A 14,741-nucleotide genomic window follows, 5' to 3' on the forward strand; every position below is an offset into this window, starting at 1 on the left:
GCAATGCAGCCGGCGGCGACGCGTGAAAATATCCGGCTCGGCATTTTCGCCGGGCTCGCGGCCTACCTGATCTGGGGGCTGGTGCCGATCTTCTTCAAGCAGATCGCCGAGGTGCCGGCCGACGAAATCATTGCCCACCGCGTGGTCTGGGCCATGGCGCTGATGACCGCGGTGATCGGCTTCGGTCGCGGCTTCGGCGAAGCCTTGCGGCTCGCCCGCATCCCGGCGCAACTGGCGCGCATCGCGCTGGCATCGGCCATGGTGCTGATCAACTGGCTGACCTTCGTCTGGGGCGTGAATAGCGGCCACATTCTCGAAACCAGCCTCGGCTATTTCATCCTGCCGCTGTTCAACGTCGCGCTCGGCGTGCTGCTGCTGAAGGAGCGCCTGCGCCCGCTGCAATGGCTGGCCGTCGCGCTGGCGACCATCGGTGTCATCATCGAAACGGTGCAGGTCGGCGGCCTGCCCTGGATCTCGCTGGTGCTGGCCGGCAGCTTCGGCATCTACGGGCTGCTGCGCAAGCAGTTGCCGCTCGATGCCGCCAGCGGCCTGTTTCTCGAAACCGTGTGCATGCTGCCGGTGGCGCTGGCCTGGCTGGTCTGGCTGGCGTATTCCGGGCAGAGCCACTTCGGCGCCGGCCAAGGCCTGCCGAACGGGCGCGACCTGATGCTGATCGCCACCGGCGCCGTGACCGCCATTCCGCTGCTGCTGTTTGCCGTCGCCGCAAGACGGCTGCCGCTCAACATGATGGGCTTCCTGCAATACCTCGCGCCCTCGATCACCTTCCTGCTCGCCGTGTTCGTCTATCGCGAGCCGCTGGACCTGAGCCGCGCATTGGCCTTCGCCGCGATCTGGGCCGGCCTTGCGGTGTACACCGTCGACCTATTTCGCGCCGCTGCCGCCAGGGCGCCCGGCGTGCCATGAGTTTCGATGCCGCCCAGTTCAAGCGGATCGAGCGCGCCGGCTACGACCGCATCGGCCCGCGCTATCTGGCCGCCTCCGGCGCGCGCGGCGAACCGACCGACGCCCTGCTGGCGGCGGCGGATCTGGGGCCGGGACAGCGCGTGCTCGACCTCGCCAGCGGCCCCGGCCTGCTGGCGCGCGAGGCACAAGACGCGGTCGGCGAGAATGGGCTGGCGATTGCCAGCGACATCAGCGAGGGCCAACTGGCCTGCTGCCCCGGCCTGGTCCGGGTGGCCGCCGATGGCGAGGCCCTGCCTTTCGCCAGCGGGAGCTTCGATCGCGTGCTGTGCGGACTCGGCCTGATGTTCTTTCCCGACGATCAGGCCGCCTTGAAGGAGATGCGCCGGGTACTCGCTCGGGACGGAATGCTGACACTCTCGGTGTGGGGCGCTGCCTGCGAAGTGCCGCTGGTCGAGGCGGCGCTTGGCTGCATGCGCCGCCTGCTGCCGCCGCCGAAGGTGGCGCGCCCCTCGATCTTCCGCTTTGGCGACACCGGCGAGCTCGCTCGCCGTCTCGCCAGCGCCGACTTTCAGGATATTGAAATCGAGCCCTGCCGCTTTACCACCCGCTTCAACGATGCCGCCGCCTACTGGCAGGGCTTTCTCGACCTCGCCGGCGGCGCGGCGGAAAGCCTGTCGCGCCTGCCGGCCGAAAAGCAGCAGGCGCTCGCAGTCGCCGTTGCCGAAGAGCTCGCCCCGTATGCGGTGGCCGGCGGCTTCGAGCTGACCAGCACCATCCTGATCGCCACCGCCAGGCCGGTATAATTCGCTTCCCCGCAGGTCGGCCCGACGCCGGTCCCTGATTCCCGATTCCTGATCCCCAATCCCTGAAATGAATGTCCTGTTTGAAGAGGACGGCGCTTTCCGTGCCGGCACCGTGCTTGCCGACAATGTGGCTTCGCTGCAGATCGAACTCGCCTCCGGCAAGCGCTCCAAGGTCAAGGCGGCGAATGTCCTGCTGCGCTTTTCCGCCCCGGCGCCGGGCGAACTGCTGGAACGGGCGGAAGCCGATGCGGAAGGCATCGACGTCGACTTTCTCTGGGAAGTCTGCGGCGAGGCCGAGTTCGGCTTCGAGGAACTCGCCGCGGAATACCACGGCAGCAAACCCGATCCGGTCCAGGCCGCCGCCGTGCTGTTGCGCCTGCATTCGGCGCCGATCCATTTCCATCGCAAGGGTCGCGGCCGCTTCCGCAAGGCGCCACCGGAAATCCTGGAGGCCGCGCTGGCCGGCCTGGAAAGGAAGCGCCAGCAGGCGGCGGCCATCGAACGCATGGTCGAGGAACTCAAGCGCGGCCAACTGCCCGCCGAGTTCACGCCGCTGCTGACGCAACTGATCTACAAGCCGGACCGCAACCGCCCCGAGACCAAGGCGCTCGAAGCCGCCTGCAATGAAACCGGCAAGTCCGCCGCACGCCTGCTGTTCGAGTGCGGCGCGCTGCCCTCGACCCACGACTATCACCTCGGACGTTTCCTCTTCGAGTTCTTTCCCGAGAGCAAGGGTGGTACCGGATTTCCACAGTTCGCCGCACCGCGCGAACCGGCCGACTTGCCTCTGGCGAAGGTCGCCGCCTTCAGCGTCGACGACGCCCATACCACCGAAATCGACGACGCCTTTTCCGTCACCGCGAATCCCGACGGCGGCTGGCACATCGGCATCCACATCGCGGCGCCGGGGCTGGGCTTCGGCCCCGACTCCGACCTCGGCCGCATCGCCCGCGAACGGCTGTCCACGGTGTACATGCCGGGGCGCAAGATCACCATGCTGCCGGAAGACATCGTCGAGCATTTCACGCTCGCCGCCGGACACACCGTGGCCGCCATTTCGCTCTATCTCGACGTCGCCGCCGACTACCGCCTGCTTGGCCACGAAACGCGCATGGAACAGGTGCCGATCGTCGCCAACCTGCGCCACCACGATATCGAGCCGGTGTTCAACGAAACCACGCTGGCCGCAGGCCTGACGGAATTTCCGTATCGGGACGAACTGAAGCTGCTCTGGGAATTCGCCCAGGTGCTCGAAGCCGGACGCGGCAAGCCCTCCGACAACAGCACGCGCAAGGACTACAACTTCATTGTCGACTGGGCCGCCGAGAGCGGCATCGCGGCGGAACCGGGCAAGGGTTTCGTCAGCATCGACGACCGCGCGCGCGGCAGCCCGCTGGATACGCTGGTCGCCGAACTGATGATCATGGCCAACGCCACCTGGGGCGCAATGCTGCGCGATGCCGGCATCCCCGCGCTGTACCGCGTGCAGACCGCGGGCAAGGTGCGCATGAGCACGGTCGCGGCGGCGCACGAAGGCCTCGGCGTCGAGTGCTATGCCTGGTCGTCGTCGCCGCTGCGGCGCTACTGCGATCTGCTCAACCAGTGGCAGTTGATCGCCCTGCTGCGCGAAGAGGCGCCGCCATTCCCGCCGAAATCGGCCGACCTGCTGGCCGCGATGCGCGACTTCGAACTGACCTATGCCGCCTACGCCGAATTCCAGCGCGGCATGGAGCGCTACTGGTGCCTGCGCTGGCTGCTGCAACAAGGCATGCAGGTGGCGCTGGCGCAGGTGCTGCGCGAATCGCTGGTGCGCCTCGACGCCATTCCGCTGGTGGCGCGCGCGCCCTCGGTTCCCGAATTGCCGAGGGGTGCCCGCGTGCAACTGGCCGTCGAAGGCATCGATCTGCTGGAGGCCGAGCTGCGCCTGCGCTATCTGGAACTGGCGCCCGAATTGGCGCCCAATACGGGCTCTGATGCTGCCTTAGCCGACGACGAGGGCGAAGAAGTCGCGGAGTAAAATTATCGGGCTCATGCCAAGCCCGTCCAACCCGCCCAGCCCGTCACGCTTTTCCCGGCCCGCGCTGCCGGCGCTGCCAATGCCGGCCTTTCTCGCCGCGATGGATGCGCCGCAGCGCCACCTGACGCTGGCGCTGGGTGTTTCGCTGGCGCTTCATGCCGTACTGCTCACCGTTCATTTCACGCCGCCGGATTTCATCGACAAGGCGCGCGAGAGGGCGCTCGACGTCATCCTGGTCAACAGCAAGAGCAAGAACCGGCCGGACAAGGCGCAGGCCAAGGCGCAGGCCAACCTTGATGGCGGCGGCAACACCGAGGAAGATCGCCGCGCCAAAACGCCGCTGCCGCCCTCGCCCAATACCAGGGAGGGCCGCGAACTGCTCGAAGCGCAGCGCCGCGTCGCCGAGCTGGAAGCGCAGCAGCAGCAGCAGATGACGCGGCTGAAAAGCGAGCGGGCCGTCGCCGCCAACAAGGCGCAGAACAGCCAGACCGCGACCACCGAGCCGGTTCGTTCCGGCGCCGACCTCGCCAGCAGCGCGCTGGCCATCGCCCGCATCGAAGGCCAGATTTCGCGCCAGCTCGACGAATACAACCAGCGGCCGCGCAAGAAGTTCATCGGCGCGCGGGTCGAGGAATTCCGCTTCGCCCAGTACGTCGAGGATTGGCGGCAGAAGATCGAGCGCATCGGCAACCTGAACTATCCCGATGCCGCCAAGGGCCGCCTTTACGGCAGCCTGGTGCTGACCGTGGTGATCAAGGCCAATGGCGACCTCGACCGCGTCGAGGTCAGCCGCTCCTCGGGCAAAGTCCTGCTCGACGACGCCGCGCGCCGCATCGTGCAGATGGCGGCCCCCTACGCCGCCTTCCCCGAAGCCATCCGGCGCGACACCGACGTGCTCGAAATCACGCGCACCTGGACCTTTACCAACACGGATCGTCTGCGTTCGGATTGAGACATGACTGACCGCTACGCCGTGTTCGGCAACCCCATCGGGCACAGCAAGTCGCCCCGCATCCATGCGCTGTTCGCGGCACAGACCGGGCAGGACATCAGCTACGAGGCGATTCTGGTCGAGCGGGGCAGCTTCCCGGCGGCGGTGGATGCCTTCATGGCCGCGGACACGGCGCCGGCGCGGGGCGCCAATGTCACGGTGCCGTTCAAGGAAGAAGCCTTCCGCCTCGCCACGCGCCGCACGCCGCGCGCGGAAGCCGCCGGTGCGGTGAATACGCTGAGCTTCGACGCCGGTGCCATCATCGGCGACAACACCGACGGCGCGGGGCTGGTGCGCGACCTGAAGCACAACCTCGGCTGCGACCCGGCCGGGCGGCGCATCCTGCTGCTGGGCGCCGGCGGTGCGGCGCGCGGCGTGATCCTGCCGCTGCTGCTGGAAAATCCGGCCGAACTGGTGATCGCCAATCGCACCGAAGAAACCGCGGCACGTCTGGCCCTGGAGTTTGGCCGCCTGCCGGGCTGCGCGGTCAGCGTCAAACCCGACGGCATCGGCTTCGCCGGTCTCGCCGGGCGCGCATTCGACCTGGTCATCAACGCCACCTCGGCGGGGCTCAGCGGCGCCGTACTGCCGTTGCCGACTGCCGTGTTCGCGCCGCGCTGCGTCGCCTACGAAATGGTCTATGGCCGCGCAACGCCCTTCATGAACCAGGCCCGGGCGGCGGGCGCCCGCGTCGCCGACGGACTCGGCATGCTGGTCGAGCAGGCGGCGGAAGCCTTCTTCGTCTGGCGTGGCGTGCGCCCGCGTACCGCATCCGTGCTGGCGGCGCTCAAGACACCATGAGACCGGCGCCACGCTGGCTCAAGCTGGGACTGGCAACGGTCGTCGGCTTGCTCCTGCTCTGGCAAGGCTGGTATCTGGGCTGGGTAGTCTGGTGGAAGTGGGTAAATCCCGGAACGACCAGTTTCCAGAGCCAGCGGCTGGAAGAGGCCCGGCAGAAGAATCCCAAGGCGGAACTCAAGCGGCAATGGGTGCCCTACGAGAAAATATCGCTGCATCTGAAGCGCGCCGTGATCGCCGCCGAGGACGACAAGTTCGTCGATCACGAGGGCTTCGACTGGGAAGGCATCCAGAAGGCCATCGAGAAGAACCAGAAGAAGGGCAAGGTGGTGGCCGGCGGTTCGACCATTTCCCAGCAACTGGCGAAGAACCTGCTGCTGTCGCCGACCAAGTCGATCCTGCGCAAGGGCGAAGAAGCCATCATCACGGTCTGGATCGAGTTGCTGTGGGACAAACGGCGCATCCTCGAGGTCTACCTCAACGTCGTCGAATGGGGCGATGGCGTGTTCGGCGCCGAAGCCGCCGCGCGGCGCTACTACGGCATTCCGGCCGCGCAACTCGGCGCCGAACAGGCGGCACGCCTTGCGGTAATGCTGCCCGCGCCGCGCCGTTACGAACGCAATCCCTGGTCGGCCTACATGAACGGCCGCACGCAGTTGATTCTCGGCCGCATGCCCAACGCCGAAGTGCCATGAACCCTAGGATCTGCTCTTAATCATGCGCCATCTGCCGGATGATTGAGAACAGACCATGACGAACGCGACTAGAATACGGCGGCCATGAGCGAGCACATCGAAAATCAGGCCGACAACGACCAGGAGGCACTCCAGTTCGCCGAGGAGCAGAACACGCTGCGCCTGGTCGAGGAGTTGCTGGCGCGCCAGAAGCGGGTCGAGAACGTGGTTCACCGGCAGGGCCACGAAGGCCCGCGCCAGGCCATCGTCGAGAATCTGGTGCATGTCCAGCATCTGGAGGAGTTGCGCCGCAAGCTGGACCAGATGCCGTCGGATGCCATCGCGCGCATCCTCGAAGCGCTGCCACCGGACGACAGCCTGGTGGTCTGGGAACTGGTCGCCAAGGCCCGCGGCGAGGAAATCCTCGACGAACTTTCGGATGCGCTGCGCGACACCCTGCGCGAATCGCTCCCCGTTGCGCCGGCTGCGCCGGCCGCGCCGCGCAAGCCGGTTACCGTGAACGCCTTCGAGCTGAAGAACGGTCGCCTGCGCCAGGTCGAAGTCGATAGCAAGGCGGCCCTCGCCGCCACCACGCCGATCTGGGTGGACCTGCTGGCCCCGTCCAAGGAAGAACGGCAATGGGTCGCGGAAATCTTCCAGCTGACGCTGCCGGATGCGGACGACCTGACCGACCTCGAAGAATCCGCGCGCTTCTACATCGAGGAGAACGGCGAGGTGCATCTGCACTCGGCCTTCCTGCTCGACAAGGAGGACGAGTCGCGCAACGTCGCGGTCGCCTTCATCCTGCACAACAACATCCTGTTCTCGATGCGCGACGAGGAACTGCCGGTGTTCCGCCTGCAACGCCTGCGGGCGCGGATCCAGCCGGGCTATGTCTCGGAAGGCAAGGACGTGCTGCTCGACCTCTACGGCGCCGACGTCGAGTACTCCGCCGACGCGCTGGAGGACATCTACGCCGAGCTGGAAAAGGTCGGCCGCACCGTGCTGACGCCGCATGTCAGCGACGACGAGGCAGCCGAGATCCTCTCCGACATCGCCAAGGAGGAGGACCTCAATGGCCGCATCCGGCGCAACGTGCTCGACACGCGCCGCGCGCTGTCCTTCCTGATGCGCAGCCGGCTGATGTCGACCGACCAGCACGACGACGCGCGCCAGATCCTGCGCGACATCGATTCGCTGGACGGCCACACCTCCTTCCTGTTCGGCAAGATCAACTTCCTGATGGACGCCACGGTCGGCTTCATCAACATCAACCAGAACAAGCGCGTGTCCAAGCTGACCACCATCAGCGTGGTGTTCGTGCCGCTCAACATCATCGCCGGCATCGGCGGCATGAGCGAGTTCTCGATGATGACCCAGGGGATTTCCTGGCCGCTGGCCTACGGCGCCTTCGTCGTCGCCATGGGATTGTTCGGCTGGGGCACCTACGTCACCCTGCGCTGGATGGAGACCCGCAAGGCAAGGAAACTGCTTGCCGCCCGGCGCAGCGGGCGCGAAGCCTGAGCCGTTACTTCGTCACCAGTTTCAGGCCGAGGATGCCGGCCACGATCAGGCCGATGCAGACCAGCCGCGCCACTTCGCGCGATTCGTTGAACAGCAGCATGCCGAGAATCGCCGTACCGACGGCGCCGACTCCTGTCCATACCGCATAGGCGGTGCCCACCGGCAGGGTCTTCAGCGACCAGGCCAGCAGGATCACCGAGGCCGCCATGGCGGCCAGTGTCCACGCGCTCGGAATCAGGCGGGTAAAACCTTCGGTGTATTTGAGGCCGATGGCCCAGGCGATCTCGCACAGGCCGGCAACCAGCAGCACGGCCCAGGCAGCGGTGGAACTCAATACCGGCATGAGAATCCGCCGTACCGCCAGCGCCGACTTTATCCGGCCGCGAAGATCGCGTCGGCGGCCGCTATCGTTGCCGCGATGTCGGCATCGCTGTGCGCCGCCGAAACGAAGCCGGCCTCGAAGGCCGAGGGCGCCAGATAGAAGCCGGCATCGAGCATGGCGTGGAAGAAGCGGTTGAAGGCCTCCTTGTCGGATGCCATCACCTCCGCATAGGACGTCGGCGGCGTGGCGGCGAAATAGACGCCGAACATGCCGCCCACGGACTGCGCCGAAAATTTCACGCCGCGCTTTTTCGCGGCGGCGGCGAGGCCATCCACCAGGGTTCTGGTCTTTGCCGTCAGCGCGTCGTAGAAGCCCGGCGCGCCGACTTTCTTCAGCGTCACCAGGCCCGCCGCGACCGACAGCGGATTGCCCGAGAGCGTGCCGGCCTGATACACGGGGCCCAGCGGCGCGATCTTTTCCATGATGTCGCGGCGGCCGCCGAAGGCACCGAGCGGCATGCCGCCGCCGACCACCTTGCCGAAGGTCGACAGGTCCGGCGTGATGCCGTACAAGCCCTGCGCCGAACCGGGGCCGACACGAAAGCCGGTCATGACTTCGTCGAAGATCAGCACCGATCCATGCTGCGTGCACAGCTCGCGCATGGCGGCGAGGAATTCGGGCTTGGGCGCGATCAGGTTCATGTTGCCGGCCACCGGCTCGACGATCACGCAGGCGATGGTCTTGCCGTGCTTCGCAAATGCGTCGCGCAGGCCCTGCGCGTCGTTGTAGTCGAGCACCAGGGTGTGCTGCGCCAGATCGGCCGGCACGCCGGCCGACGAGGGATTGCCGAAGGTCAGGAGGCCCGAACCGGCCTTGACCAGCAGGCTGTCGCCGTGGCCGTGGTAGCAGCCCTCGAACTTGATGATCGCATCGCGGCCGGTGAAGCCGCGCGCCAGGCGGATCGCGCTCATGGTGGCTTCGGTACCGGACGACACCAGACGCACCATCTCCATGCTCGGCACGCGCCGCACCAGCAGTTCGGCCAGTTCGATCTCGGCCTCGGTCGGCGCGCCGAAGGAAAGGCCTTTCATTGCGGCTTCCTGCACCGCGCGCACGGTATCGGCGTCGGCATGGCCGAGGATCAGCGGGCCCCAGGAACCGACATAGTCGATGTACTCCTTGCCGTCCGCGTCCCGCACCCGGGCGCCGGAGCCCGAGGCGAAAAAGCACGGTGCGCCGCCGACGGAACGGAAGGCGCGCACGGGCGAGTTGACGCCACCGGGAATGGTTTTCTGGGCACGGGAGAAGAGTTCTTCGTTGCGAGTCATTTTCAGGGATCGGGAATCGGGGATCGGGAATCGAATTTTAACGGCGCTTTATTCGGCGCCAGCAAGGGTCACGCCGGCACGGCGGCAAAAAGTTGCTGATAGGACGCTGCCCGCGCCTTGATGTCCATGGCGTCGAACAGGTCGCTGACCACGGCAATCATGTCGGCACCGGCGGCGATCACCTCCGGCGCATTGTCGAGCGTGATGCCGCCGATGGCGGCGATCGGCAAGCCGAAACGGCGGCGGGCCTCGCCCAGCATTTCGAGCGGAGCCCGCACCGCGGCGGGCTTGGTGCGGGAGGCAAACATGCTGCCGAAAGCCAGATAGTCGGCCCCGGCCTTCACGGCCTCTTCGCCGCGCGCAAGTTCGTTGTAGCAGGACACGCCGAGGATCCGCTTCGGCCCCAGCGCATCGCGCGCGGCGGCCAGCGCGCCGCCCGGTGCATCGTCGCGTCCGATGTGGGCACCGTCGGCGCCGATTTCCACCGCCAGCCAGACGTCGTCGTTGATGATCAGCTTTGCCCCCGAGGCGCGACAGATGCGCAGCATTTCGGCGGCCTGCGCGCGGCGCAGGGCGCGCGGCGCGGCCTTGTTGCGGTACTGGACGAAAGGGGTGCCGCCATCGAGCGCCGCCTTTACCAGCGCCGACAGCCGCGGCAACAGCGGGTCATCAACGGTAACGGCGCACAAGCCCCGGATCATCATCTGGATGCACTCCCTGAAAGCAGCAGGACATCAGGCTTCATCGGCTTCGTCATCCCCTTCCCGCGACCAGAACAAACGGTCGGGGATGAATTGTCCCATGCCGGGGCGAAAACCGGCGGCCAGCGTGCGCCATGTGTACTCCTGCGCCCCGATGACCGCCTCGGCCACATCCGCCCCGCTGGCGAAATGGGCGGCAATCGCCGACGCCAGCGTGCAGCCCGAGCCATGGTAGCTGCCGGGCAGGCGGTCCCAGCGGTCGCTGCGCACCGTGCCGTGGCTGCCGTACAGCGTGTTGATGACCTGCGGCGTGCCCTCGTGGGTGCCCGTGACCAGCACATACTCGCATCCGGCATCGATCAGGCGATGGGCGCATTCGGCGAGGCCGAGTTCGAGGCGGCTGTCTTCGCTCCCCTCGCCTATCTGCTGTGCAAGCCGCCTGGCTTCGAGGCTGTTGGGCGTCAGCAGCGTGGTCTGGGGCAGCAGCAGGCCGATCATGGCCTCGATCATTTCCTCGTCGGCAAACTGGTCGCCGCGCCCCGACGCCAGCACCGGATCGAGCACCACGGGAATGTCGGGATAGTCCGAGATCACCTCGGCAATCGCGGCGATGACTTCGACACTGCCCATCATGCCCAGCTTGAAGGCCGCCACCGGCATGTCCTCCAGCAGGGCGCGGGCCTGGTCGGCGACCCATTCGGCGTCGATCGGCAGCACACCCTCGACGCCGGCGGTGTCCTGCACGGTAATCGCCGTCACAACGGAAAGCGGGTGGCAACCGAGGCTGGCCAGCGTCAGGATGTCGGCCTGCAATCCCGCGCCGCCGGTAGGGTCGGAAGCGGCAAAGCTCAGGACAATGGGCGGAAACGGGTTGGCAAGAGAGGCGGCGGTCATGAATATCCTGATCCGTCCCGGAAGCACGGAACGGCGGGCAGCTTGGGTTAATATCGTGCAATTCTATCCGAACGCATACCGCCCCCGCCCGCGGCACAGACGCGCGGCGGCTCGATGGGATGAAATACCGCCCGCTTGGACCAACCCTGAATGCGGCGGCCGCAAGGAAGATTTTGAAATGCTCGAAATCTAAGTATGATTAAGGATATAAAGCCTGGCCTCGGCAAAAAATAACGAACGGGGTGACGGGGGGACATGGAAAGTACTCGCGAGGAGCGGGGCTTTCCGCGCTGGTTTTCTGTTCCAGCTCCGCCCGCGGTCGCCATGATTGAAGTCAGAATGCTGCATGGAGTAATGTGAGCGACACACCCCCGCTTTCCGGCATCAAGGTGATGGTGATCGATGATTCGAACACCATCCGCAAGACCGCGGAAATTTTCCTGCTGCAGGCCGGCGCCCAGGTGGTGCTGGCCGAGGACGGCTTCGATGCGCTGGCGAAGATCAACGATCACCAGCCCAACGTGGTTTTCTGCGACATCCTGATGCCGCGTCTCGACGGCTATCAAACCTGCGCGCTGATCAAGAAGAACGCAAAGTTTGCAGCCACCCCGGTGATCATGCTCTCCTCCAAGGATGGCCTGTTTGACCGTGCGCGCGGGCGCATGGTCGGCTCCGACGAGTATCTGACCAAGCCTTTTACCAAAGACAGCCTGCTTAAAACCGTTGCCGCCCACGCCGCGCGGCCCTGACGTGTTTCCTTCTCTTATTAGCGAGTAGCCATCATGCCCATCAAGACAGTTCTGATCATCGACGATTCCCCCACCGAACGCCACATCCTGACCCAGTTGCTGGTAGGCAGCGGCTACGAAGTCAGCACCGCCGAAAGCGGCGACGAAGGCATCGAGCGCGCCAAGCAGATCAAGCCCGACCTCATCCTGATGGACGTGGTGATGCCGGGCACCAACGGCTTCCAGGCCACCCGCGCGCTGTCGCGGGATGATGCGACCAAGGACATCCCGGTCATCATCTGCACCACCAAGGACCAGGAGACCGACAAGGTCTGGGGCATGCGCCAGGGCGCGCACGATTACGTCGTCAAACCGGTGGATGGCCAGGCTCTGCTGGCCAAGATCGCCGCGCTGGGATAAAGCGACCGATATGGCGAAGCGCATCAGTCTGCGCGAATTCCAGCAAGGCCTTTCCGAGCGCCTGGTCTCCGCACGACGCGGCGAAGGCGGCCAGGCCTTGCTGGGCGTCGAATCCGGCGCCGATGACCTGCCGGGCGGCAGCCACTGGCTGATCGACCTGGCCGACTCGGGCGAGGTGTCGCCTTTGCCGCAGCTCACGCCGGCGCCGCTGACCAAGCCGTGGTTCGCCGGCATCGCCAACATTCGCGGCGTGCTCTACAGCGTGGTGGACTTTTCCGCCTGGCGCGGCGGCGCGCCGACGCCGATCAACGCGCAGTCACGGCTGTTGCTGGTCGGCGCGCGACACGGCATCAACAGCGCACTGCTGGTGCGTCGCGCGCTGGGACTGCGTCCGCAGTTGCAGATGCATGCGGCAGGCGAAGCCAGAGTCGGCGCCGGCGACACGGCGCCCTGGCTGGGCGGCCGCTTCAAGGATGCACAAGATGTCACCTGGACCCAGTTGCGCATCCCGGCACTGCTGGCCGACCCCAACTATCTCGATATCGCTCTCTGAGCGTTCCGGAAAGGACACTCCATGGCCTTCAAGCTGCCCTTCACCTTGCCGAACTTCGACCGCCGCGGCAAGGATTCGCCCGAAGCCGCCGTAACCAGGGCGGCGCCCGAGGCCGACCGGCGCCGGAAAGGCTTGCCATTGATCGGCCAGCTCGATATCGAGACCCAGTTCCGCATCCTTGGCACGGTTTTCCTGATCAGCCTGCTGATCACCATCGCGGCAATCTTCATGCAGGGCCAGGCAACCACCCGGGGCACCACCTACCTGTCCGTCGTCAGCCACATCTCGCCGCTGACCCAGCAGATTCCCAAGGCCACCCAGAATGCCATGCAGGGCCAGGCGGAAGGCTTCACCGAGCTGCGCGACGCACGCGACAACTTCAACAGGCTGATCGAGGGCCTGATCGAAGGCGGAGAAATCAGGGGCATCAAGGTCTCGGCCACCAGCCTGGAAACGCGCCCGGCGCTCGACACCTTGCGCGCGGCATGGGTCAAGCAGGACGAGATCATCAGTCAGTTGCTGGCACAGGAAACCCGCTTCACGGCAATCGGGCGTCTTGCCAGGGAAGCGGTGCAGAATGGCGCGGGCATGAGCGCCGCGGCGGATGCCATCGGCGGCAAACTGCCCGGCCTGACGGAGCGGATCCTGCGAGCCTCCACCCACCTTGCCTGGGCACCGGGCTTCGACGAAGCGATGGCCGCACAACTGGCCAAGGACATCACGCTCGCTCAGGAACTGGCCCCCGCCGATACCCAGCTGGCCAAAAGCCTGAAGGCCATGCAGCCGGCGGTGCCCGTGCTGTCCGGCAACCTCAAACCCCTGTCGAGCGCCCGCACGGCAAGCGTCGCCCTGGTTTCCGGTTCGCGCAAAATCGCTGAAAATACCGCGGACCTGGTCAAGGCTTACGAGAACGAAATCACCGAGCAGAGCGCCACCTCCTTCTCGGCCGCCATCTTCGGCTCGCTGGCCCTGGTGATGCTGGTGCTGATGGTGAAAGCCTTCAACGACGAAGGCATGCGCCGCAGCGACGAAGCCGACCACCAGCGCCGCCTCGCGGAATCCGCCAAGGATGCGACGCAGGGCGCCATTTTGCGTCTGATGAACGAAATGGGCGACCTGGCCGACGGTGACCTGACCATCCGCGCCACCGTGTCAGAGGACATCACCGGCGCCATTGCCGACTCGGTGAACTACACGGTTGAAGAACTCGCCGTGCTGGTACGACGCATCAACGACGCGGCCGAACGCGTGACCCGCGCCTCCAGCGCCGCGCAAAGCACCTCCAACGATCTGCTCGCGGCCACCCAGGTACAGTCGGACCAGATCCAGAACGCCAACGCCGTGGTTCTTGAAATGGCCAACTCGATGAAGACCGTGTCGTCCTCGGCGCTGGAATCGGCCCGCGTGGCGCGCGCCTCGCTTGAAGCCGCGCAGAAGGGCGCCGCGGCCGTGTCGAACTCGATCTCGGGCATGAATGAAATCCGCACCCAGATCCAGGAAACCTCGAAGCGGATCAAACGCCTGGGCGAATCCTCGCAGGAGATCGGCGAAATCGTGGAACTGATTTCCGACATTACGGAACAGACCAACGTGCTGGCCTTGAACGCCGCCATCCAGGCCGCCTCGGCCGGCGAGGCGGGACGGGGCTTCTCGGTGGTTGCGGAAGAAGTGCAGCGACTGGCCGAACGCTCCGGCGAGGCGACCAAGCAGATTGCCGCCATCGTCAAGACGATTCAGACCGACACCCACGACGCCGTGGCCGCCATGGAATATTCGACGCAGGGCGTGGTCGAAGGAGCCAAGCTGTCGGACGCCGCCGGTCAGGCGCTGAACGAAATCTCAAGCGTGTCGCAGGATCTTGCCCGGCTGATTCAGGCGATCTCCAGCGACACCCAGGCCCAGGCCGACATCGCTACCCAGGTGGCGGACTCGATGCAGAGCATTCTGCGAATTACCGGCCAGACCACCACCAGCACCAAGGAAACCGCCGTATCGATTGGCGAGCTTACCGAGCTCGCCGTCGAACTGAAGGGCTCGGTCTCGGGCTTCAAGGTGTGAAGAGAG

Annotated in this window: 16 protein-coding genes; 12 read left to right on the top strand and 4 right to left on the bottom strand. The window is 66.0% G+C overall.

Annotated elements, in window-relative coordinates:
• Positions 1-3 precede the first annotated feature (3 nt).
• The 7 genes from rarD to SUTH_RS17005 all read left to right on the top strand — a co-directional run bounded on the left by rarD (position 4) and on the right by SUTH_RS17005 (position 7,731).
• A complete protein-coding gene (rarD, locus tag SUTH_RS16975) occupies positions 4-924 on the top strand; it encodes an EamA family transporter RarD (protein WP_197539614.1) in 921 nt (306 codons plus the stop codon).
• A complete protein-coding gene (locus SUTH_RS16980) occupies positions 921-1,727 on the top strand; it encodes a class I SAM-dependent methyltransferase (protein ID WP_052473742.1) in 807 nt (268 codons plus the stop codon). The genes rarD and SUTH_RS16980 overlap by 4 nt, the downstream gene beginning before the upstream one ends.
• 67 nt (positions 1,728-1,794) lie before the next feature.
• Positions 1,795-3,744, top strand: coding sequence for a ribonuclease catalytic domain-containing protein (locus SUTH_RS16985; RefSeq protein ID WP_041100950.1), 1,950 nt, complete (start codon positions 1,795-1,797; stop codon positions 3,742-3,744).
• Positions 3,745-3,823: 79 nt separating this feature from the next.
• Positions 3,824-4,696 (top strand): energy transducer TonB, encoded by an 873-nt coding sequence (locus tag SUTH_RS16990; RefSeq protein ID WP_041100955.1) that lies wholly within the window; start codon positions 3,824-3,826, stop codon positions 4,694-4,696.
• Between the two features lie 3 nt (positions 4,697-4,699).
• Positions 4,700-5,536 (top strand): shikimate dehydrogenase, encoded by an 837-nt coding sequence (gene aroE / locus SUTH_RS16995; protein WP_041100957.1) that lies wholly within the window; start codon positions 4,700-4,702, stop codon positions 5,534-5,536.
• Positions 5,533-6,228, top strand: a complete 696-nt coding sequence (gene mtgA, locus SUTH_RS17000; RefSeq protein WP_041100959.1) for a monofunctional biosynthetic peptidoglycan transglycosylase — start codon at positions 5,533-5,535, stop codon at positions 6,226-6,228. Before aroE ends, mtgA begins: the two co-directional genes overlap by 4 nt.
• Before the next feature lie 84 nt (positions 6,229-6,312).
• On the top strand, positions 6,313-7,731 hold the full coding sequence (locus SUTH_RS17005; RefSeq protein ID WP_084207478.1) for a magnesium and cobalt transport protein CorA: 1,419 nt from the start codon (positions 6,313-6,315) through the stop codon (positions 7,729-7,731).
• 4 nt (positions 7,732-7,735) lie between these two features.
• Here the strand turns inward: SUTH_RS17005 and sugE are convergent, their stop codons facing one another.
• The 4 genes from sugE to thiD all read right to left on the bottom strand — a co-directional run bounded on the left by sugE (position 7,736) and on the right by thiD (position 10,976).
• On the bottom strand, positions 7,736-8,074 hold the full coding sequence (gene sugE / locus SUTH_RS17010) for a quaternary ammonium compound efflux SMR transporter SugE (protein ID WP_041100961.1): 339 nt from the start codon (positions 8,072-8,074) through the stop codon (positions 7,736-7,738).
• Positions 8,075-8,103: 29 nt separating this feature from the next.
• Positions 8,104-9,381, bottom strand: a complete 1,278-nt coding sequence (gene hemL, locus SUTH_RS17015) for a glutamate-1-semialdehyde 2,1-aminomutase (RefSeq protein ID WP_041100966.1) — start codon at positions 9,379-9,381, stop codon at positions 8,104-8,106.
• 68 nt (positions 9,382-9,449) lie between these two features.
• The gene (gene thiE, locus SUTH_RS17020) at positions 9,450-10,085 is read right to left on the bottom strand and encodes a thiamine phosphate synthase (protein ID WP_041100969.1); all 636 of its coding nucleotides are present in this window, start codon (positions 10,083-10,085) and stop codon (positions 9,450-9,452) included.
• 30 nt (positions 10,086-10,115) lie between these two features.
• A complete protein-coding gene (gene thiD / locus SUTH_RS17025) occupies positions 10,116-10,976 on the bottom strand; it encodes a bifunctional hydroxymethylpyrimidine kinase/phosphomethylpyrimidine kinase (protein ID WP_041100970.1) in 861 nt (286 codons plus the stop codon).
• On the opposite strand from thiD, the gene SUTH_RS19480 reads away from it, so the two are divergent.
• The 5 genes from SUTH_RS19480 (at position 10,975) to SUTH_RS17045 (ending at position 14,735) form a co-directional block, all read left to right on the top strand.
• A complete protein-coding gene (locus tag SUTH_RS19480) occupies positions 10,975-11,169 on the top strand; it encodes a hypothetical protein (protein WP_148312965.1) in 195 nt (64 codons plus the stop codon). The two genes, thiD and SUTH_RS19480, sit on opposite strands and share 2 nt — an antisense overlap.
• 199 nt (positions 11,170-11,368) lie before the next feature.
• On the top strand, positions 11,369-11,725 hold the full coding sequence (locus SUTH_RS17030) for a response regulator (protein WP_041102523.1): 357 nt from the start codon (positions 11,369-11,371) through the stop codon (positions 11,723-11,725).
• Between the two features lie 33 nt (positions 11,726-11,758).
• Positions 11,759-12,124: a response regulator gene (locus SUTH_RS17035; RefSeq protein WP_041100971.1), complete on the top strand. Its 366-nt coding sequence runs from the start codon at positions 11,759-11,761 to the stop codon at positions 12,122-12,124.
• Positions 12,125-12,134: 10 nt separating this feature from the next.
• Entirely contained in the window at positions 12,135-12,677 is a 543-nt protein-coding gene (locus SUTH_RS17040) for a chemotaxis protein CheW (RefSeq protein WP_041100972.1), read from the top strand.
• Positions 12,678-12,698: 21 nt separating this feature from the next.
• The gene (locus tag SUTH_RS17045; protein ID WP_084207479.1) at positions 12,699-14,735 is read left to right on the top strand and encodes a methyl-accepting chemotaxis protein; all 2,037 of its coding nucleotides are present in this window, start codon (positions 12,699-12,701) and stop codon (positions 14,733-14,735) included.
• Positions 14,736-14,741: the final 6 nt, after the last annotated feature.

The organism is Sulfuritalea hydrogenivorans sk43H, from assembly GCF_000828635.1.
Taxonomy (GTDB): Bacteria; Pseudomonadota; Gammaproteobacteria; order Burkholderiales; family Rhodocyclaceae; genus Sulfuritalea; species Sulfuritalea hydrogenivorans.

Coding starts and splice junctions, on each gene's coding strand:
- SUTH_RS16990 (WP_041100955.1), top strand. CDS start 3,824: ATGCCGGCCTTTCTCGCCGCGATGGATGCGCCGCAGCGCCACCTGACG.
- SUTH_RS17045 (WP_084207479.1), top strand. CDS start 12,699: ATGGCCTTCAAGCTGCCCTTCACCTTGCCGAACTTCGACCGCCGCGGC.
- SUTH_RS17040 (WP_041100972.1), top strand. CDS start 12,135: ATGGCGAAGCGCATCAGTCTGCGCGAATTCCAGCAAGGCCTTTCCGAG.
- aroE (WP_041100957.1), top strand. CDS start 4,700: ATGACTGACCGCTACGCCGTGTTCGGCAACCCCATCGGGCACAGCAAG.
- SUTH_RS19480 (WP_148312965.1), top strand. CDS start 10,975: ATGAATATCCTGATCCGTCCCGGAAGCACGGAACGGCGGGCAGCTTGG.
- rarD (WP_197539614.1), top strand. CDS start 4: ATGCAGCCGGCGGCGACGCGTGAAAATATCCGGCTCGGCATTTTCGCC.
- mtgA (WP_041100959.1), top strand. CDS start 5,533: ATGAGACCGGCGCCACGCTGGCTCAAGCTGGGACTGGCAACGGTCGTC.
- SUTH_RS16980 (WP_052473742.1), top strand. CDS start 921: ATGAGTTTCGATGCCGCCCAGTTCAAGCGGATCGAGCGCGCCGGCTAC.
- SUTH_RS16985 (WP_041100950.1), top strand. CDS start 1,795: ATGAATGTCCTGTTTGAAGAGGACGGCGCTTTCCGTGCCGGCACCGTG.
- hemL (WP_041100966.1), bottom strand. CDS start 9,381: ATGACTCGCAACGAAGAACTCTTCTCCCGTGCCCAGAAAACCATTCCC.
- thiE (WP_041100969.1), bottom strand. CDS start 10,085: ATGATGATCCGGGGCTTGTGCGCCGTTACCGTTGATGACCCGCTGTTG.
- SUTH_RS17035 (WP_041100971.1), top strand. CDS start 11,759: ATGCCCATCAAGACAGTTCTGATCATCGACGATTCCCCCACCGAACGC.
- SUTH_RS17030 (WP_041102523.1), top strand. CDS start 11,369: ATGGTGATCGATGATTCGAACACCATCCGCAAGACCGCGGAAATTTTC.
- sugE (WP_041100961.1), bottom strand. CDS start 8,074: ATGCCGGTATTGAGTTCCACCGCTGCCTGGGCCGTGCTGCTGGTTGCC.
- SUTH_RS17005 (WP_084207478.1), top strand. CDS start 6,313: ATGAGCGAGCACATCGAAAATCAGGCCGACAACGACCAGGAGGCACTC.
- thiD (WP_041100970.1), bottom strand. CDS start 10,976: ATGACCGCCGCCTCTCTTGCCAACCCGTTTCCGCCCATTGTCCTGAGC.